The 18,581-nt window shown below is 74.0% G+C and carries 18 protein-coding genes; 11 read left to right on the top strand and 7 right to left on the bottom strand.

Annotation, left to right across the window (positions count from 1 at the left end):
• A partial coding sequence (locus ACGF07_RS34145; RefSeq protein WP_374214750.1) for an acyl-CoA dehydrogenase family protein occupies window positions 1-77 on the top strand: 77 nt, incomplete at its 5' end.
• 185 nt (window positions 78-262) lie between these two features.
• On the top strand, window positions 263-1,120 hold the full coding sequence (locus ACGF07_RS34140) for an oxidoreductase (RefSeq protein WP_392905301.1): 858 nt from the start codon (window positions 263-265) through the stop codon (window positions 1,118-1,120).
• A 118-nt stretch (window positions 1,121-1,238) separates the two neighbouring features.
• Here ACGF07_RS34140 and ACGF07_RS34135 read toward each other — a convergent pair whose 3' ends face one another.
• Window positions 1,239-1,835: an NAD(P)H-dependent oxidoreductase gene (locus ACGF07_RS34135; RefSeq protein ID WP_392905298.1), complete on the bottom strand. Its 597-nt coding sequence runs from the start codon at window positions 1,833-1,835 to the stop codon at window positions 1,239-1,241.
• A 126-nt stretch (window positions 1,836-1,961) separates the two neighbouring features.
• On the opposite strand from ACGF07_RS34135, the gene ACGF07_RS34130 reads away from it, so the two are divergent.
• Complete coding sequence (locus tag ACGF07_RS34130; RefSeq protein ID WP_350747505.1) at window positions 1,962-2,411, top strand: MarR family transcriptional regulator; 450 nt, start codon at window positions 1,962-1,964, stop codon at window positions 2,409-2,411.
• A gap of 26 nt (window positions 2,412-2,437) precedes the next feature.
• On the opposite strand, the gene ACGF07_RS34125 is transcribed toward ACGF07_RS34130, so the two are convergent.
• On the bottom strand, window positions 2,438-2,860 hold the full coding sequence (locus ACGF07_RS34125) for a MerR family transcriptional regulator (protein WP_392905294.1): 423 nt from the start codon (window positions 2,858-2,860) through the stop codon (window positions 2,438-2,440).
• 197 nt (window positions 2,861-3,057) lie between these two features.
• On the opposite strand from ACGF07_RS34125, the gene ACGF07_RS34120 reads away from it, so the two are divergent.
• Both ACGF07_RS34120 and ACGF07_RS34115 read left to right on the top strand, forming a co-directional pair.
• A complete protein-coding gene (locus ACGF07_RS34120) occupies window positions 3,058-3,552 on the top strand; it encodes a peptidylprolyl isomerase (RefSeq protein ID WP_350747500.1) in 495 nt (164 codons plus the stop codon).
• A 208-nt stretch (window positions 3,553-3,760) separates the two neighbouring features.
• Window positions 3,761-4,564 carry an arylamine N-acetyltransferase gene (locus ACGF07_RS34115; protein WP_392905291.1) on the top strand — a complete coding sequence of 268 codons (804 nt, stop codon included), beginning with the start codon at window positions 3,761-3,763 and terminating at the stop codon, window positions 4,562-4,564.
• 94 nt (window positions 4,565-4,658) lie between these two features.
• On the opposite strand, the gene ACGF07_RS34110 is transcribed toward ACGF07_RS34115, so the two are convergent.
• The gene (locus ACGF07_RS34110; RefSeq protein ID WP_350747494.1) at window positions 4,659-5,960 is read right to left on the bottom strand and encodes an LCP family protein; all 1,302 of its coding nucleotides are present in this window, start codon (window positions 5,958-5,960) and stop codon (window positions 4,659-4,661) included.
• Window positions 5,961-6,458: 498 nt separating this feature from the next.
• On the opposite strand from ACGF07_RS34110, the gene ssuE reads away from it, so the two are divergent.
• From ssuE to ACGF07_RS34090, 4 genes are all read left to right on the top strand, one after another.
• Complete coding sequence (gene ssuE, locus ACGF07_RS34105) at window positions 6,459-7,013, top strand: NADPH-dependent FMN reductase (RefSeq protein ID WP_350747491.1); 555 nt, start codon at window positions 6,459-6,461, stop codon at window positions 7,011-7,013.
• A gap of 255 nt (window positions 7,014-7,268) precedes the next feature.
• Window positions 7,269-8,054, top strand: a complete 786-nt coding sequence (locus ACGF07_RS34100) for an ABC transporter ATP-binding protein (protein ID WP_392905288.1) — start codon at window positions 7,269-7,271, stop codon at window positions 8,052-8,054.
• 19 nt (window positions 8,055-8,073) lie between these two features.
• Complete coding sequence (locus ACGF07_RS34095; protein WP_392905285.1) at window positions 8,074-10,644, top strand: ABC transporter permease; 2,571 nt, start codon at window positions 8,074-8,076, stop codon at window positions 10,642-10,644.
• 344 nt (window positions 10,645-10,988) lie between these two features.
• Window positions 10,989-12,029 carry a glycosyltransferase family 2 protein gene (locus tag ACGF07_RS34090; RefSeq protein ID WP_350750175.1) on the top strand — a complete coding sequence of 347 codons (1,041 nt, stop codon included), beginning with the start codon at window positions 10,989-10,991 and terminating at the stop codon, window positions 12,027-12,029.
• Between the two features lie 65 nt (window positions 12,030-12,094).
• On the opposite strand, the gene ACGF07_RS34085 is transcribed toward ACGF07_RS34090, so the two are convergent.
• From ACGF07_RS34085 to ACGF07_RS34075, 3 genes are all read right to left on the bottom strand, one after another.
• Window positions 12,095-13,708 (bottom strand): LCP family protein, encoded by a 1,614-nt coding sequence (locus tag ACGF07_RS34085; RefSeq protein ID WP_392905283.1) that lies wholly within the window; start codon window positions 13,706-13,708, stop codon window positions 12,095-12,097.
• A 206-nt stretch (window positions 13,709-13,914) separates the two neighbouring features.
• A complete protein-coding gene (locus ACGF07_RS34080; protein ID WP_392905280.1) occupies window positions 13,915-15,162 on the bottom strand; it encodes an LCP family protein in 1,248 nt (415 codons plus the stop codon).
• A 36-nt stretch (window positions 15,163-15,198) separates the two neighbouring features.
• Entirely contained in the window at window positions 15,199-15,990 is a 792-nt protein-coding gene (locus tag ACGF07_RS34075) for a TIGR03089 family protein (protein WP_350746238.1), read from the bottom strand.
• Window positions 15,991-16,105: 115 nt separating this feature from the next.
• On the opposite strand from ACGF07_RS34075, the gene ACGF07_RS34070 reads away from it, so the two are divergent.
• The gene (locus tag ACGF07_RS34070) at window positions 16,106-17,257 is read left to right on the top strand and encodes a peptidoglycan recognition protein (RefSeq protein WP_392905278.1); all 1,152 of its coding nucleotides are present in this window, start codon (window positions 16,106-16,108) and stop codon (window positions 17,255-17,257) included.
• Here ACGF07_RS34070 and ACGF07_RS34065 read toward each other — a convergent pair.
• Window positions 17,203-17,604 carry a hypothetical protein gene (locus ACGF07_RS34065; RefSeq protein WP_392905276.1) on the bottom strand — a complete coding sequence of 134 codons (402 nt, stop codon included), beginning with the start codon at window positions 17,602-17,604 and terminating at the stop codon, window positions 17,203-17,205. The two genes, ACGF07_RS34070 and ACGF07_RS34065, sit on opposite strands and share 55 nt — an antisense overlap.
• Window positions 17,605-17,642: 38 nt before the next feature.
• Between ACGF07_RS34065 and ACGF07_RS34060 the strand changes: the two genes are divergently transcribed.
• Window positions 17,643-18,581, top strand: a complete 939-nt coding sequence (locus ACGF07_RS34060) for a DNA-3-methyladenine glycosylase family protein (RefSeq protein WP_392905274.1) — start codon at window positions 17,643-17,645, stop codon at window positions 18,579-18,581.

Genomic DNA, 18,581 nt, shown 5'->3' with positions numbered 1-18,581 from the left:
GGGACGCGAAGATCACCCAGATCTACGAGGGCACCAACCAGGTCCAGCGCATCGTGATGGCCCGCAACCTCCCGTAACGGCGCCACCGGCTCCGAACCGCCACGCCCCCGGCCGATTCCGATCGGCCGGGGGCGTCCGCGTTCCGCCGCGGCTCGTCGTCCGGGGGCGTCCGCGTTCCGGGCTGCTCGGCGGCCGGACATCGCCGTATCGTATAAATGATCGTCAACTTCCTTGCAGTGCTGTGGACGACGGAGGAACGCGGATGGCCGCCCAGGAGACCCCCGGCAGGATCTGGCTGATCACCGGCGCCAACTCGGGCTTCGGCCAGGCCATCGCGGAGGCCGCCGTCGCCGCCGGCGACACCGTGGTCGCCGCCGCCCGCCGGCCCGAGGCGCTGGCCGGGCTGGAGGCCGCCCACCCGGGGCGGGTCCTGCCCGTCCGGCTGGACGTCACCGACCAGGAGCGGATCCCCGCCGTCGTCGAGGAGGCGCTGTCCCGGTTCGGCCGGATCGACGTCCTGGTGAACAACGCCGGGCGCGGTCTGATCGGCGCCGTCGAGGAGTACACCGACCGGGAGCTGCGGGACCTCATGGACCTGCACTTCTTCGGCCCGGCCGCGCTCACCCGGGCGGTGCTGCCGCACATGCGGGCCCAGGGCTCGGGCGCCGTGGTGCAGATGAGCAGCATGGGCGGGCGGTTCTCCTTCCCCGGGGTGGGCGCCTACTCGGCCACCAAGTTCGCGCTGGAGGGGCTGTCCGAGGCGCTGGCCCAGGAGGTGGCGGGCTTCGGGATCAAGGTGCTGATCGTCGAGCCGGGCGCGTTCCGGACCGGCTTCGCGGGCGGCGGCGCGCTCGCCCACACCACCCCGATCGCCGCGTACGAGCCGGTGGTCGGGCCGGTCCGCACCGGCCTGCCGGACTCCGACGGCAAGCAGCCGGGCGACCCGGCGAGGGCCGCCGAGGCGATCCTGGCCGCCCTGGACGCCGAGCGGACCCCGCTGCGGCTCGCGCTCGGTAGCGACGCCGTGGAGGCGGTCCTCGGCCACCTGGACGCCGCGCGCACCGAGGCCGAGGACTGGGCGGCGGTCGGCCGCGGCACCGACTTCCCGCCCGGCGCCTGAGGGCGCCCGGGGCGCGCCCCGGCTGCGTGGCGACCCGCCTTCCCGTGCGCTCGGCCGAGCAGCGCGGCGGCCTGCCCGTGCGCCTCGGCCGAGCGGCGCGGCCGCCTGCCCGCACGCCTCAGTCGAGCAGCGCGGCCGCCTGCTCGCGCGCCTGCCGCAGCCATGCGGCGCGCTGGGCGGCGGGGGCGTCGGTGACGGTGCGGAACACCGTCCGCCGTACGTCGGCGACCCCGACGTACGGCAGCACGCAGGCCGTCCAGATCCGCTCCAGCGGGTCGCCGAACTCCTCGCGCTCCCGGGCCTCGGGGGTGTCCGAGGTGTTCAGCACCAGGGCCCGGCCGGCCCGCAGCAGTCCGGTCGGCTCGCCGTCGGCGGTGCCGAGCTTGTACGCGACGCCGGGGGCCAGCACCCGCTGCACCCAGCCGGTCAGCACGGCGGGCGGCATGCCCCACCAGTTCGGGTGGATCAGCACCAGCGCGTCCAGGGTGGCCACCTCGGCGCGGTGCAGGGCCAGTCCGGAGTCGGCGGTGGCCCCGGCGTCGGCCACCGTGCCGGTCTCCTCGGCGGTGAGCAGCGGCGCGAATCCGTCGGCGTACAGGTCGTGCGCGCGGACCTCGCAGCCGCGCCCGCGCAGCTCGTCGACCACGGCCTGGTACAGCGCGTGGTTGAAGCTGCCCGGCCGCGGATGTGCCAGGTAGACCCCGATCCGCCCCATGTCCCGCCCCCCTCACGGTGATTGGAGGCTGATGCTACTGGCATTCCCCGGGCCGTCGGTGCGGGCGGCCGGGGCGCCCCGCCGATACTGTGTGCACACGCACGCAACCTCGGTACGATGAACGCCATGGACCGTGCCGATCTCACCCTGGGCCCGCTGTCGGAGCAGGACCACGCCTTCTACGGCCTGGTCTGGGCAGGGACCACGCTCGCCGCCCGGGTCGACCGGGAACTCGCCCGGGTGCACGGGCTGCCGCTCTCCTGGTTCGAGGTGATGCTCTGGCTGAACCGCCAACCCGGGCCGGTGGCCGCCTCCGACCTCGGTGCCAAGACGATGCTCAGCCGCAGCCAGGTCTCCCGGGTCGTGGACGCCCTGGCCGGGCGCGGACTCGTCTCCCGCGCGCCCTCCGCCTCGGACGCGCGCTCGGTGCAGATCGAGCTGACCGAGCAGGGCCGCGCCCTCTTCGCCGAGGCCGACGCCACCCGGCGGGCCGTCCTCGCGCCGGTCTTCACCGAGCGGCTGGACCGGGCGGACATCGAGGCCCTGGAGCGGGTCTGGCGCAAGCTGAAGGCCTGACCCCCACCCGCCCGGGCGCGGAGGCGCTACGCGGCCTCTGCCGCCTCAGCCGCCGCCTCCGCCTCCGATGTCGCCTCCGATGCGGCCTTCGCGCGGCCCGAGGCGCCGGCGATCACCTCGTCCAGCACGTCCCGCGAGCGCAGCAGGTCGGCGATCATCCGGTCGATCCGCTCGCGCTGCGCCGTCAGCTCCTCGACCAGTCGGGGCGTGGCGACCTCGTTCGGCCCGCCGTCGGCGTCCCGCATGCAGGGCAGCAGCTTCTGGATGGTGCGGCTGTTCAGGCCGGCCGCGAACAGTTCCTGGATGTGGACCACCCGGTCCACGGCCGCCTCCGGGTACTCCCGGTGGCCGCCCGGTGTGCGGTGGGCGAGCAGCAGGCCCTGCTGCTCGTAGTACCGCAGCGAGCGCTCGCTCACGCCCGTCCGCCGGGCCAGTTCCCCGATCCGCATGCCGCCCACCCCGTCATCCCCCGTGTCCCGCCGAAGCGCCGGTTCCCGCGTGCGTCGACGTCTGCGTCGAACTCTTCGTCGAAGCCTTCGTTCAAGCGCCCGCCGCGGGTGCCCGATTCCCGGATAACACGCCGCCCCGACCTCCGGCTCCGAGGGGGCGGCGCGCGGCGCCCTGCCGCTCGTGCCATGATCCCTGCATGGGTTCCAACGTTTTCTTCGACATCACCATCAACGACGAGCCGGCCGGCCGTATCGTCTTCAAGCTGTTCGACGACGTCGTCCCGAAGACCGCCCGCAACTTCCGCGAGCTGGCCACCGGCCAGAACGGCTTCGGCTACGAGGGCTCCGGCTTCCACCGCGTGATCCCCGCCTTCATGCTGCAGGGCGGTGACTTCACCAACCACAACGGCACCGGTGGCAAGAGCATCTACGGCGAGAAGTTCGCGGACGAGAACTTCGAGCTGAAGCACGACCGCCCGGGCCTGCTCTCGATGGCCAACGCCGGCCGCAACACCAACGGCTCGCAGTTCTTCATCACCACCATCGTCACCGACTGGCTGGACGGCAAGCACGTCGTCTTCGGCGAGGTCGTCGAGGGCATGGACCTCGTGAAGAAGATCGAGAGCCTCGGCTCGCAGAGCGGCCGCACCTCGGCCAAGATCACCATCGCCAAGTCCGGCGTGGTCGAGTAGTCACCACCCTCCGGGCCCGGTGACGAACCGCCGCCCCGAACCACCGCCCCGGAGCGGGGAGCCGGACCTGCCGGCCTCCCGCTCCGGGGCGGTGGTGTTCCCACTGCGTGCGCCGTACCCAGGTACCGGCCGGTCCGCTGCCCGGCCGGACAGGACCTCGGTCGAAAGACCGATGGCCGAATCACCGCCGCCCGGGTGGAATGGGCGGATGGACGAGAAGCAGGCGCACGACGGGCTGACACCGGCGGTACGGGCGGCGTACCTGGAGCGGATCGGGGTGGCGGAGCCCGGGCCGCCCTCGGTGGGGGGCCTGGCGCGGCTGCAGGCGGCCCACCTGCGGACGGTCCCGTTCGAGAACCTGAGCATCCACCTCGGCGAGCCGGTGGTGCTGGAGCCGGCCGCCCTGGTGGCCAAGCTGGTGGACCGGCGGCGCGGTGGCTTCTGCTACGAACTCAACGGCGCCTTCGCCTCGTTGCTGCGATCGCTGGGCTACCGGGTGAGCCTGCTGGCCGCCCGGGTCTTCGACGGGGAGCGGCCCGGCCCGCCGTTCGACCACCTGGCGCTGCGGGTGGACCTGGCCGAGCCCTGGCTGGTCGACGTGGGGTTCGGCCGCTTCGCCCTGCGCCCGCTGCGCCTCGACGAGCGCGCCGCCCAGGCCGACCCGCTCGGCACCGTCGCGCTCGTCCCGTACGGCGACCACGGCGAGCTGGACGTACGGCTGGACGGCGTGCCGCAGTACCGGCTCGACCCCCGCCCGTACCCGCTCGCCGACTTCGGGCCGACCTGCTGGTGGCAGACCACCTCGCCGCAGTCGCACTTCACCCGGTCGACCACCTGCTCGATGCTCGCCCCGGACGGCGGACGGACCACCCTCAGCGGCACCCGGCTGATCCGGACCTCCCCCGACGGCACCCGCACCGAGGAGCAGCTCACCGACGCCGGGGCGCTGGCCGCGTACCGCGAGCACTTCGGCATCACGCTCGACCGGCTGCCGACCCCGCCCGCGGCCTGACGGCGGGGTCAGCGGCCGCCGGGTCAGCGGCCGCCTGGTCGGTCGCCGCCCGGTCGGCCACGGCCGGGGCGGTGGCCGCCGGCCGGGCCGTCGGTCACTTGAAGTCCGGCACCGCCGTGTCGTTCCTGAACGCGTCGAAGACCTGCTTGGACTTGGTGGTGTCCCAGAGCACCGCGGACTCGCCGGTCTTGGTGTGGAAGTCCGGGTTGCCGATCGGGACGGTCATGGTCTTGCCGCCGCCGCCGTTGACGTCCTTCATCGCGAGGAAGAGCGAGCCGAGGTCGGTCAGCCCGCAGTCGTCGTCGACGATCAGGGTGCCGAGCGCCGAGTCGACCAGCGGGTAGAAGGTGAACGGGTCGAGCAGGGTGCCCGGGGAGGCGGCCTGGTGGGCCAGGGCGCCCAGGAACTTCTGCTGGTTGCGCATCCGGCCGAGGTCCTGGTCGGCCATCTGGTGGCGCTGGCGGACGAAGGCCAGGGCCTGCTTGCCGTTGAGGGTCTGGTCGCCGGCCTTGAGGTCGAGGCCGGAGTCCTTGTCCTTGACGTCCTGGTCGATGTGCATCTCGACGCCGCCGATGGAGTCGACGATGCCCACGAAGCCGGCGAAGCCGATCTCGGCGTAGTGGTCGATGCGGATGCCGGTGTTCTGCTCGACGGTCTGCACGAGCAGGCGGCCGCCGCCGTTGCCGAAGGCCGAGTTGATCTTCGCGGTGGTGGCCTTGACGGGCTTCCCGTTGCTGCCCGCGTGCTCGGGGATCGGCACCCAGGAGTCGCGCGGGATGCTCATCAGGGTGTTCCCGTTGTCCCCGACGTGCAGGATCATCATCGAGTCGCTGCGCTTGCCCTCGGTGTCGTGCCCGGTGTGCAGGTCGTCCTGCTGGGAGTCGGTGAGGCCCTGGCGGCTGTCGGAGCCGACGATCAGCCAGTTGGTGCCCTTGCCGGCCGCCGGGCGGCCGGGGTAGTCGGCGAGCACGTTCTCGTGGTTGAGCTTGGAGTCCGCCCAGAAGTAGGTGGAGACGGCGGTCACCATGACGGCGATCAGCAGCCCGAAGACCGACCACTTGACGATCCGGCGCGTCGGCCAGCGCCCGGCCCGCGGGGAGGCCGGACGTGCTCCGGCCGCGTCGCCGGGGCCGCCCGGGCCACCGGGCCGACCCGGACCGCCGGGACCGCCGGGACCGCCGGGCCGTCCGGGGCCGGCGGGCGCGCCCTGCGGCGGAACACCGGCGTACGGCGCCGAGGGTGCCGACGGCGGTGCCGGCTGCCGCGGCGCGGGCGCGCCCGGCCCGCGAGGGTTCAGCGAGGCCGGCAGCGGCGGCTCGGCCGCCGCCCCGCCTCCGCCGTTGCCGCCGTACGGGTTCCCACCGCCGCCCGGGCGGCCCTCCTGCCACGTGTTCATGCCGTCGAGGATGCCCGACCCCGCTCGCGCTGACTCCCCCCGGGGGCCTCACCAGGCCTCTTGTAGCAGTTTTGATGCACGTACCGGATCGTTCCGCTGAAACGTCCCGTCACCGGCGTTCCGACTGCCGAAACGATTCTTGACCGCCTCGAACGCAGCGTGTTTGCATTTCGGGCATGGACCAGCGTTGGGCACTCACGCGTCGGCGGCACGTCGACCTGCGGCGTGGGGTGGCCTGCTCGCTCTGTCGCGGCTGACGCCCGCGCCCCGCGTCCGTCGGGACGCCCCCTTCTGCGAGCACCGGTTCGTCCCGAGCACCGGCTCGCCCGAGCACGACGATCCCCGGCTCGCCCGAGCACCGGCTCGCCCGAGCACCGGCTCGCCCGAGCACCGACTCCTCCCGAGCACCGACTCCTCCCGAGCACCGACCCGCGGCGCCCTGCCCGCCGCGGCGCCGTTCCGCAGAGCCGCAGCCCGCCTTCCAGCCAGAGGTGAACCATGGCCACCGTCCTGTCCGTTTCCGGCTCCCCGTCCGCCACCTCCCGCACCACCCGCCTGCTGCGCCACGTCGACGCCCACCTCACCGACCGCGGCCACCACGTCGTCCCCTTCGAGGCCCGCAGCCTGCCCGCGCACGCGCTGCTGTCCGGTGACTTCGACCACCCCGCGATCGTCGCCGTCGCCGAGCTGTTCGCCCGCGCCGACGGCGTGGTGATCGGCACCCCCGTCTACAAGGCCGCCTACTCGGGCCTGCTGAAGGCCCTGCTGGACGTGCTCCCGCAGTACGCGCTGACCGGCAAGGCCGTCCTGCCGCTCGCCACCGGCGGCTCGCCCGCCCACGTCCTCGCGGTGGACTACGCGCTGCGCCCGGTGCTCAGCTCGATGGGCGCCGGCCACATCACCCAGGGCTGGTTCGTGCTCGACCGCCACATCACCGCCGGACCGGACGGCACGACCCTGGTCGACCACGGGACGGACGCCCTGCTGGCCCCCGTCGTGGCGGGCTTCGCCGACGCCCTGGAGCGGCTGGCCGCACCCGCGCTGACCGGCTGAACCCGGCCGACGCGGCCCCGTACGGGGCGTCCCCGAGACGGTCGCGGCGCCCCCTTAGGGGGAGGGGGCTCCGCAGCCCGTAGATCCTTGGTTGCACCGCTTCATTCCGACGGAGGACGAGCGGCCCGCAGCCGGCTCCTACCGTGGATCCCACGTCCCCACCCGCCTGAACGCGGCCCGGTTCCGCCGGGTCCGCGGCCCGGTTGCGCCGGGAGGGTGGAGGCGACGGGTGGGCCCACTTCCTAGGAGAATCCAGTGACGACGGCAGCAGCCGTGTACGATCCCCAGCTTCCCGGCGGCGCGTCCGCCGTCGCCGCGTCGGCCCGTCAGGTCACCAAGGCGTACGGCTCGGGGGAGACCAAGGTGACCGCGCTGGACGCGGTCGACGTGGACGTCCAGCGCGGCCGCTTCACCGCGATCATGGGCCCGTCCGGCTCCGGCAAGTCGACCCTGATGCACTGCCTGGCCGGCCTGGACACGGTCAGCAGCGGCCGGATCCTGATCGGGGACACCGAGATCACCGGCCTCAGGGACAAGCAGCTGACCAGGCTGCGCCGCGACAAGATCGGTTTCATCTTCCAGGCGTTCAACCTGCTGCCGACCCTGAACGCGCTGGAGAACATCACGCTGCCGATGGACATCGCCGGCCGCAGACCCGACCGGGCCTGGCTGGACCAGGTGGTGGAGACCGTCGGCCTGGCCGGCCGGCTCAAGCACCGGCCCGCCCAGCTCTCCGGCGGCCAGCAGCAGCGCGTCGCGGTGGCCCGGGCGCTGGCCGCCCGCCCCGAGATCATCTTCGGCGACGAGCCCACCGGGAACCTGGACTCCCGGGCCGGTGCCGAGGTGCTGACCTTCCTGCGCCGCTCGGTGGACGAACTGGGCCAGACCATGGTCATGGTCACCCACGACCCGGTCGCCGCCGGCTACGCGGACCGCGTGCTCTTCCTCGCCGACGGCGTGATCGTCGACGAGATGCACGCCCCCACCGCCGACTCCGTCCTCGAACGCATGCGCCGTTTCGACGGCAAGCGCACCAGCTGAGCGGCGGGACGACCTCACCATGCTGCTCAAGACCTCGCTGCGGAGCTTCCTCGCCCACAAGGGCCGGATGGCGCTCTCGCTCGTCGCCGTCGTGCTGTCGGTCGCCTTCGTGTCCGGCACCCTGGTGTTCTCCGACACCGCCACCAGCACCTTCTCCAAGCTGTTCGCCGCGACCGCCTCGGACATCTCGGTCCAGCCGCCCAAGCCGGCCGACGACGAGGACCGGCCGGCCGCCGGCAAGCCCCCGACCGTCCCGGCCTCGCTCCCCGGGCGGGTCGCCGCGGTGCCCGGCGTGAGGACGGCCGTCGGCCAGGTCATGGTCGGCGACGCGATCCTGGTCGACCCGGCCACCAACAAGCTGGTCGGCCCGACCACCGGCGCGCCCACCCTGGTCGGCAACTGGACCGACACCCCGCGCAACCCGGTCCGGATCACCTCCGGGCACGTCCCGCAGTCCTCCGCCGACCTGGTCCTGGACGCGGACACCGCCAGGAAGGCCGGACTCCGCCTCGGCGACCGCATCCGGGTCGACAACGCCGCCGGGCAGCACCCGTACACGATCGTCGGCATCGCCACCTTCACCACCACCAACCCGGGCGCGGCGCTGGCCTTCCTGGACACCCCGACCGCCCAGCAGGTGCTGCTCGGCGAGCCGGCGTACACCTCCGTCGAGGCCTTCGGCGACGGCAGCCGCAGCGACGACCGGCTCAAGGCGGACGCCCTGGCCGCGGTCGGCAGCGGCTACCAGGTCAAGACCGCGGCCGAGCAGAAGGACGAGAACACCAAGGCGATCGGCGACGGCCTGGGCTTCCTGACGTACGCGATGCTCGGCTTCGCCGGCATCTCGCTGGTCGTCGGCGGGTTCCTGATCATCAACACCTTCTCGATGCTGGTCGCCCAGCGCACCCGCGAGATCGGCCTGCTGCGCGCCATCGGCGGCAGCCGACGGCAGGTGAACGGCTCGGTGCTGGTCGAGGCGCTGATCCTGGGCGTGCTCGGCTCGACCCTCGGGGTGGCGGCCGGCCTGGGCGTCGCGGTCGGTCTGATCAAGCTGATGAACGCGATCGGCATGGACCTCGACGCGGGCGACCTGGAGATCGGACCGGACGTGTTCGTCGCGGGCTACGCGGTGGGCGTCCTGATCACCGTCGTCGCGGCCTGGATCCCGGCCCGCCGGGCCGGCCGGATCGCGCCGATGGCCGCGTTGCGCGAGCACGGCACCCCGGCCGAGGCCCGTTCCAACACCGTCCGTTCGGTCCTCGGCCTGCTGCTGACCGGCGGTGGCGCCGCCCTGCTGGTCCTCGCGGGGACGGCGGAGAAGGCGGCCACCGGCGGCCGGTACCTGGGCCTCGGCGTGGTGCTCACCCTGATCGGTTCCGTGGTGCTCGGCCCGCTGCTGGCCACCGTGCTCGTCAGGGTGCTCGGGGCCTTGCTCCCCGCCCTCTTCGGTCCCTCCGGCACGCTCGCCCAGCGCAACGCGATGCGCAACCCGCGCCGCACCGGCGCCACCGCCGCCGCGCTGATGATCGGCCTGGCCCTGGTGATCGGCTCCTCGGTCTTCAGCTCCTCGGCCGTCACCTCGGCCGGCGAGCAGATCGACGCGTCGGTCGGCGTGGACTACATCATCGCGGGCGGCCCGACCGGGGTCACCCCGGAGATGACGGACGCGGTGCGGCGGACCCCGGGCATCGACCACGTCACCACCCAGAAGGACTTCGGACACCTGAAGGTCCGGCTGCCCGACGGGCAGAGCACCAGGACGGACCTGACCGCCGTGCCGGGCACCTTCTTCGGCACCGACTTCCACCCCGCGGTCAGCTCCGGGACGCCGGACTCGGTCGGGCACGGCTCGCTCGGGATCGGCGAGGCCTTCGCCGCGGACCACGGCCTGAAGGTCGGCGACCGGCTCACCGTCGACTACGGCAGGGGCCGCACCCAGACGCTGCCGGTGGGCGTGGTCTTCCGGAAGGGCGGCCTGCTCGGCGACGGCTCCTTCGTCGGCCTGGACACCATGGCCGAGGCCGTCCCGGCCGCCGAGCAGCCGGCCGTCCGGACCTTCTTCGCCAAGGCCTCCTCCGGCGCCGACGTCACCAGGACGCTGACCGCCCTGGAGCACGCGCTCGAGCAGTACCCGCAGCTGACCGTCAAGGACCAGGCCGGCTACAAGAAGCTGGTGCAGTCCCAGGTCGACACCCTGCTCTACCTGATCTACGGACTGGTCGGCCTGTCGATCACCGTCGCGGTGCTCGGCGTGGTCAACACCCTGGCGCTGTCGGTGGTCGAGCGGACCCGCGAGATCGGCCTGCTGCGGGCGATCGGGCTCTCCCGCCGCCAGCTGCGCCGGATGATCCGGCTGGAGTCCGTGGTGATCGCGGTCTTCGGCGCGGTGCTCGGCACCGGGCTGGGCCTGGCCTGGGGCGTCACCGCCCAGCGGGTGCTGCGGGACCAGGGCCTCGGGACGCTGTCCGTCCCGACCGGCACGGTCGCGGTGACGCTGGTCGCCTCGGTGGTGATCGGGCTGATCGCCGCACTCGTCCCGGCCTTCCGGGCCGGGCGGATGAACGTCCTCGCGGCCATCGCGACGGACTGACCCGGCGGCGGGGGACGCCGGGTCCAGATCTCCCGGAACGGGGGCCGGGAGCACGGGGGAACGGGGGAAACGGGGGGCGGGGGCCGGGCGCGCGAGAGCGCCCGGCCCCCGCGGCACGGACGGTGGCCGGGAGGGCGGACGGCGCGGGCTCCGCGGTCCTCCCGCGTTCACCGATCGCCCCGAACCCGCCCCGAACCTGCACCGTTCCCACCCCGATTCGGGAGCGGGCGGCCGGAGCGGTACGGTGTGCGTGATCACAGCGCCGGTACCGCCCTTCGGGGCACCCGGAGCCGCCCAGACCGGGACAAGACGGAGACGCGTCGGCACCGGTACGGTTGGCCCCGATGAACACCAAGGCTGCTGAGGAGCTGCCGGCTGTTTCCGTGATCATGCCGGTGCTCAACGAGGAACGTCACCTGCGCACGGCCGTCCGGCGCATCCTGGACCAGGAGTATCCGGGGCCGATGGAAGTGGTGATCGCCCTCGGCCCCTCCACCGACCGCACCGCCGAGATCGCGGCCGAGCTGGTCGCCGAGGATCCGCGGGTGCGCACGGTGGAGAACCCCACCGGCCGGACCCCTGCGGGACTGAACGCCGCCATCCGCGGCTCGCAGCACCCGATAGTGGTGCGGGTGGACGGGCACGGCCTGCTCACCCCCGGCTACATCGCCACGGCGGTCCGGCTGCTGGGCGAGATGGACGCGGCGAACGTCGGCGGCATCATGCACGCCGAGGGCGAGACCGAGTGGGAGAACGCGGTCGCGGCCGCGATGACCTCCAAGATCGGTGTCGGCAACGCGGCCTTCCACACCGGCGGCTTGGCCGGCCCGGCGGACACCGTCTACCTCGGCGTGTTCCGGCGGGAGGTGCTGGAGAAGCTCGGCGGCTACAACGAGGAGTTCATCCGCGCCCAGGACTGGGAGCTCAACTACCGGATCCGCCAGGACGGCGGGCTGGTCTGGTTCACCCCGCAGCTCAAGGTGACCTACCGGCCCCGGCCGTCGGTCCGGGCGCTCGCCAAGCAGTACAAGGACTACGGCCGTTGGCGCCGGGTGGTGACCCGCTACCACCGCGGCTCGGTCAACCTGCGCTACCTCGCCCCGCCGTCCGCGCTGCTCGCGGTCGTCCTCGGGCTGGTGCTCGGCGCCGCCGTCCACCCGGCCTTCCTCGCGGTGCCCGGCGCCTACCTGCTGGGGATCCTGGGCGGCGCGGTGGTCGAGGGGCGCGGGCTGTCCCTCCGGGCCAAGGCGCTGCTGCCGGTGGCACTCGTGACCATGCACCTGAGTTGGGGCTTCGGCTTCATCACCTCGCCCCGCTCGCTGGCCCGCCGGGTGATGCGGAGCGTCAGCCCGTCCTCCGGGGACGTGCTCTCCCGAGCGAGTTGACCGGCGGCGCCGCGACGGGGTGACGCCCTCCCCGGGCGGGCCGGCCCGCCGCCTTCGCGGCCGGACTACTTGGCGCAGACGTCGGCGTCGTCCGCCTGCACCCGCTGGAGGTCCTTCGGGGCCTCCGTCGGCGCCTGCGAGGGCGCCGCGAGGACGTCCTTGCCGAGCACCAGCAGCAGCGGGTCCTTCGCCCCCGCCTTCGGGTTCGGCCGGACGGCGTCGGCGGGCAGCCCGAGGGCGGTGGCCAGCGCGGTGGCCGCGGCCTCCTGGCCGGCGGGGTAGGCCACCGTGGTGCCGGCGGTGACCGGCGCGTCGGAGGCCACCGCGGCCCGGGCGAAGCCCTTGGCCTTCAGCTTCTCCACCGTGGGACCGGACTGCCCGCGCGTCCCGCTGCCGTTGCGCACCGACACCGGCACGTCCTTGGCGTCCACCGGCGGAGCGGAGGCAGCGCCGGTCTGCGGCGCGGCCGGCGCGGCCGACGTGGCCGGCGCGGATCCGGCCGGGGCGGGCGCACCGGTGGCGGGCGCCGCGGTCGTCGCGGTCAGCGAGCGGTCGCCCGCGATCATCGAGAAGACCTGTCCGGCGTCGGGCTGCTTGAGGACCAGCCGGTCCGGGTCCGCCGGGTCGTCCAGGACGGGCACGGTGGTGAAGGTGATGTTCATGGTGTCCACCTTGCTGATGTCCTGGGCCAGGTCCTTCAGCTTCTCCACGCTGCCGATGGCGGAGTCGACGGTCAGGGCCTTGGTGGCGGCGTCGGCGAGCTTGTAGAGCTTGGTCGGGCTGGTCAGGGTGTCGTCGCTCTTGATCTTGCGGATCATCGCGCTGATGAACTGCTGCTGGAGCGGGATGCGGGTGAGGTCCCCGCCGAAGCCGACGGCGTGCCGGGTGCGGACGAAGGCCAGCGCCTCCTCGCCCTGGACGACGTGCCGGCCCTTGGACATCTTCAGGTGCGAGTCCTTGTCGTCGATGTCCTTGGCCGCGCAGACCTCCACCCCGCCGACGGCGGTGGAGAGGGTCTTCACCGCCTCGAAGTTGACCTGCACGAAGTGGTCGACCCGGATCCCGGTCATCTTCTCGACGGTCTTCCAGGTGCAGCCCGCGTCGCGCCCCTCCTGGCCGAGGCTCGTGTTGAACATGTCCCGCGCCGAGCCGGGGATCTTCCTGCCCTTGTCGCTCTGGCACTCCGGGATCGGCACCATCAGGTCGCGCGGGATGCTGACCACCGTCGCGTTGGAGCGGTCCTTGGCGATGTGGAACAGCAGGGTGGTGTCGGCGTGCCCGGTGCTGCCCTCGTCGCCGTACGCGCGCCCGAGGCCCGCCCGGCTGTCGGTGCCGATCACCAGGATGTTCAGCGCGGCCCCGGCGGCCTGCGGCCGCTCGGCCTCGTCGCCCAGCTGGACCTTGACCGAGGTCAGGTTGCTGTTGAAGTGCTGGTACAGGTAGTAGGCCCCGCCGCAGCCCGCGGCCATCACCAGCGCGCCGGTGCCGGCCGTCCACTTGACTATCCGGCGCCGCCGCCTGCGCCTGGCGGCGGCGGCCGCCCGTCGCCGGGTGTCCCGGCGGCCCTCCCCGGCCGGGGCCGGCCCGGCCGCCGCATCGCCGTCGGACGGGCGCTGCTTGGGGATCCCGGCGCCCCGGTCCACCCGGTACTGACCGGTTTCCGGTTGCTCCTCGTACACGGGGTTTCCCTATCTTCGGACCGGTCACGGCTCCGGCCCGCCCGCTCCGACGGGCCGATCCGGACACACTAGACGAGCCGAACGGGGGAATCGTTCCGGTTGTGACTTCCGTCATGCACTGGCAAGGGATCGGCAAAGTCGGGATCCGGTCCGGCAATTCCGACCGCTTCCCGCCTCGGCGGCGCCGACCTGCGGCGTCGCCGGGATCAGTGCGGGGCGCAGGGGTCCACCTCGGCCGTCCGTCCCTCGAAGGTGGGCGAGCCGCTCGCGGAGGGTGACGGCGCCACCCGGTCCGACCCCGCGCCGGCGGTCGCCGGGCCGGCCTCGACGCCGGCGGACGGGCTGGCCCCCGCGGTGGGCGTCGGGCCGGGCGGCCGGACGGTGATCGGCCGGTCGTCCCGCAGCGCGGTGAACAGCTGGGTGGTCTGCGGCTGCACGAACTCGTCCCGGTCCGAGTCGTAGTGGTACGGGCGGCGCGGCGCGGTCAGGAACGCCACGTCCGGCGACGGGATGCCGCGCAGGTCCTGGGTCAGGTCGTACAGCGCGCCGAGCGAGGACAGGCCGGCGTCCGCCTGGATCGAGGAGGTGGCCGCGTCCAGCACCGGCCACAGCTTCGCCGGGTTCAGCAGCACCCCCTGCGACTGCACCTTGTGGATCAGCGAGGCCAGGAACTGCTGCTGACGGCCCATCCGCTGGGTGTCGCTGCCGTCGCCCAGGCTCTCCCTGGCCCGGACGTAGCCGAGGGCCTGCTCGCCGTGCAGCACCTGGCGGCCGGCCGGCAGGTCCAGCTTGGCGTCCTTGTCGTGGATCGGCTGCGCCACGCACACCTCGACGCCGCCGATCGCGTCCACCATCGTCTTGAAGCCGTGGAAGTCGAGGATCAGGTAGTGGTCGATCCGGATGCCGCTCAACTGCTCGACGGTGCGGATGGAGCAGGCCGGACCGCCCAGTTCGAAGGCCCAGTTGAACTGCATCACCGCCGGCTTGCTGCGACTGCCGTCCGCCTTCTCGCAGGCGGGCACGGTGACCATGACGTCGCGCGGGACGGAGACCGCCGTCGCGTGCTTCCGGTCGGCGGCGACGTGCAGCAGGATCGTGGTGTCCGAGCGCTGGGTGCCGGCCTGGCCGCCGTAGGTCGAGTTGGCGCCGGAGCGGTCGTCACTGCCGATCAGCAGGATGTTCCGGGCGTCCTTGGCGCCGGCCGTGCGACTCGGGCGCTCCGCCTCCAGCTCGGCCAGCAGCTTGTCGGTGGCCGAGTCGGTCCGGATGTTGCCGTCGAGCTTGCGGTAGGCGACGTACAGCAGCACCCCGGTGGCGACCACCAGGAACGCGACGACGCCGGCGGTGATCATCAGCCACCGCCGGCGCCTGCGCGGGCGTTCCGGCCCGCCCGGAGAAGCGTCCGTCGGGGGAGCGTCGTCGGTCGGGGGGTGCTCGGTGTCGTCCTCGGCCATGGCAGGGATCCCTACCCGCCGGGCCGTCGCCGGGGGTCAGCCGAGGCGCAGTGTCACCCGTTCGGATTCGACCCGCTTCTCCCACTGGTCGGCGCTCAGACCCTCGGAGTTGCGGCACAGCACCACCGAGGCGCCGGCCGCCAACGGGGCCAGCAGGCCGGCCTCCAGACCCGACCAGTCGTCATAGGACAGCGTGGACAGGACCCGCCCGCCGGGTTCCAGCCCGAGGCGCGCGGCACCCTCCCGGGCCAGCGCGACGGTCTGCTCGCCGGTCAGCTTCAGCGGCAGCCCGTCCACCGTGGTCTCCAGCGACGGCCCGTCCGGCGGCACCGGGGAGTACGGCGCGAAGCGGTCGCCCTGGCCGGGCACCTCGGCGGCGTAGTCGAGGAAGCCGTCCGGGCGCTGCGGGAAGCGGCCGCCGAGCGGGCGCAGCGCGAGCGCGACGCGCTCGCCCTCGCAGGCGTGGGCGGCCTCCAGGCCGTCCGGGCCGCTCACCACCAGGTCGGCGGTGGCCGGGTCCCCGGCCGGCACCGCCGTCACGCCGACCGACCAGCAGGCCAGCAGCCAGACGGCGCTCTGCCAGTGGGCGGGCAGCAGGAGCGCGGCGCGGTCACCCGGACCGGCGTTGAGTTCGTCCTGGAGGAGGTTGGCGGTCTTGGCGACCCAGTTGTCGAAGGTCCGGGCGGACAGCTCCACCCGTTCGCCGGTGGCGTCGTCGTAGAAGGTGACCAGCGGGGCCGCGGGATCGACCGAAGGGGTGCCGCCGCGCAGGTATGCGTGCAGCAGCTCGACGGGGGTGCGGGCATCGGCAGCGAATGGCGCAGTCATGGTGCGCCCCAGCCTACGGCCTTCGGGTGGGAGGCCGGGAGGGGCGCCGGGCGGCGCACGCGAGCGGCGCAAGCCGATGTGACGTCAGAGGAGATTTGCGTCCAATATCCGTTTTATGCGTATCTCACTTCTGGTCGGTGCCGCCGCGAGCTGCGTCGCCGCCCTGCTCCTCCCCCCGACCCTCGCCCCGGCCGCCGTCGCGGAGCCGGTGCCGACCGAACAGACCTCCGCGGGCGGCGGCACCGTGACGAGCCTGTCGCTGGCCTCCGCCGAACACAGCGTCACCCAGCGCGCCACCAAGCCCTTCTCGCTCGTCGGGGTGAGCTGGGACGACCCCCGGCAGTCCCTCGTCGGCGCCTCGATCCGGGTCCGCACCCGCAGCCTCGCCACCGGCACCTGGGGCGACTGGCGCCGACTGGACGTCGAGGGCGAGGACGCCCCCGACGAGCGGGACGGCCGGTCCGGCATCCGCGGCTCCACGGCACCGCTGTGGACCGGTCCCAGCAACGGCGTGGCCATCGAGGTCACCCCCGGGCCGCAGGGGCTGCCCGCCGGGCTGCGCGCGGAACTGGTCGACCCGGGCAAGGGCGCCTCCGCGCCGGCCTCCGCCCCGCGCACCCTGCCGGGCGAAACGGCGACCCACCGGGAGGCGGCCGACCACGAGGCGCCGCGCCCGGGCATCGTCACCCGGGCGGGCTGGGGCGCCGACGAGTCGCTGCGCGAGCCGGGCTTCGTCTACACCGGGACGGTCAAGGCGGTCTTCGTCCACCACACCGCCACCGCCACGGACTACGCGTGCAGTGACGCACCGCAGATGATCCGGGCGATCTACCAGTACCACGTCCAGAGCAACGGCTGGCGGGACATCGGCTACAACTTCCTGGTCGACCGCTGCGGCACCGTCTACGAGGGCCGGGCCGGCGGCGTCGCCCAGCCCGTCCTCGGCGCGCACACCCTCGGCTTCAACACCGACTCGACCGGCGTCGCCGCGCTCGGGACCTTCACCTCCGACACCCCGCCGCAGCCGCTGGTGGACGGCGTGAGCAAGATCGCGGCCTGGAAGCTCGGCCTGACCGGCCAGGACGCGTCCGGCCACACCGACCTGACGTCCGGCTCCTCGCAGAGCCGCTACCCCAAGGGCACGGTCGTGTCCTTCGACACGATCTCCGGCCACCGGGACGCCTTCGCCACCGAGTGCCCGGGCGACGCGCTCTACACCCGGCTCGGCGACATCCGCTCCTGGGCCGCCCACCTCCAGGGCCGCTGAGCCCCGTCCTCACCCCCGCCGGCCGGACGGCTCCTGCGCCGGCCCCGTGCGCCCCACCTGCGCACCGAGGCGCGCACCTCCTCCGTCGGCTCCGTCCCCCGGTCCGGCCGGAGGGCGTGCCGCGCCGAAGTGTTCCGCAGCAGCGCGATCCACCACCCGGCCCCGGCGTTCACCGCGATCACCGTCCGCACCGCGTTGAACCCGGGGCCGATCCCCTCCCCGCAGATCCCCTCCGCGCCGTCCGGCACCACCCCCGCGACGGCCTCCGGCCGGGCCACCCCCGGCCCCGGCGCCCGCACCGCGATCCCGCCCCGGGAGGGCAGCTCCGGCAGCCGCGTATCGTTCATATCCCAGGGTGGACGACGGCGGCACGGAGACGACGGCAGTGACGGGCGGGACAGGCGGTACGGGCGGCGGCTCGGTGCGGCGTTGGCGGCCGGGCTTCCCGCTGGACGCGGCCCGGACCCTGCTGCCGCTGCGCCGGGGCCCCGCCGACCCGTCGTACCGGACCACGGGTGACGGCGCCGTCTGGCGCGCCTCCCGCACCCCGGCGGGCATCGGCACCCTGCGGGTGCTGTCCCGCCCGGCGGTCGGCGAGGTCGAGGCGCGGGCCTGGGGCCCGGCCGCCGACTGGCTGCTCGACCGCCTCCCGGTGCTGCTGGGCGCCGAGGACGAGCCGGAGGCCCTGGTGCTGCCGCCCGGCCCGCTGCGGGACGCCCAGCGCCGGACCGCGGGCGTGCGCCTGACCCGGACCGGTCTGGTGCTGGAGTCGCTCGTCCCGGCGATCCTGGAGCAGAAGGTCACCACCGACGAGGCCTACCGGGCCTGGCGCACCCTGCTGCGGGACTTCGGCACCCCGGCGCCCGGCCCCGCCCCGGGCATGTGGGTGGCGCCGACGGCCCGGGAGTGGGCGATGGTTCCGAGCTGGGAGTGGCACCGGGCGGGCGTGGACCCGAAGCGTTCCGCGACGGTGATGCGGGCCGTGCGGCTGGCGCCCCGGCTGGAGGAGGCCTCGGCGATGGGCCACGAGGAGGCCTTCGCCCGGCTCACGGCCGTCCCGGGCATCGGGATCTGGACGGCGGCCGAGACCCTGCAGCGCAGCAACGGCGACCCGGACGCCGTCTCGGTCGGCGACTTCCACCTGCCGAACCTGGTCGGCTGGGCGCTGGCCGGTCGCCCCCGCAGCGACGACGCGCAGATGCTGGCCCTGCTGGAGCCCTACCGGCCCCACCGCTACCGCATCTGCCGCCTGCTGCTCGCCATCGGCACCCGCGCCCCCCGCTACGGCCCCCGGCTGACGCCCAACGACCACCGCCACCGCTGA

The sequence above is a fragment of the Kitasatospora sp. NPDC048194 genome, from assembly GCF_043202455.1.
Classification (GTDB): domain Bacteria; phylum Actinomycetota; class Actinomycetes; order Streptomycetales; family Streptomycetaceae; genus Kitasatospora.
This window is presented reverse-complemented; position numbering and strand designations above follow the sequence as displayed.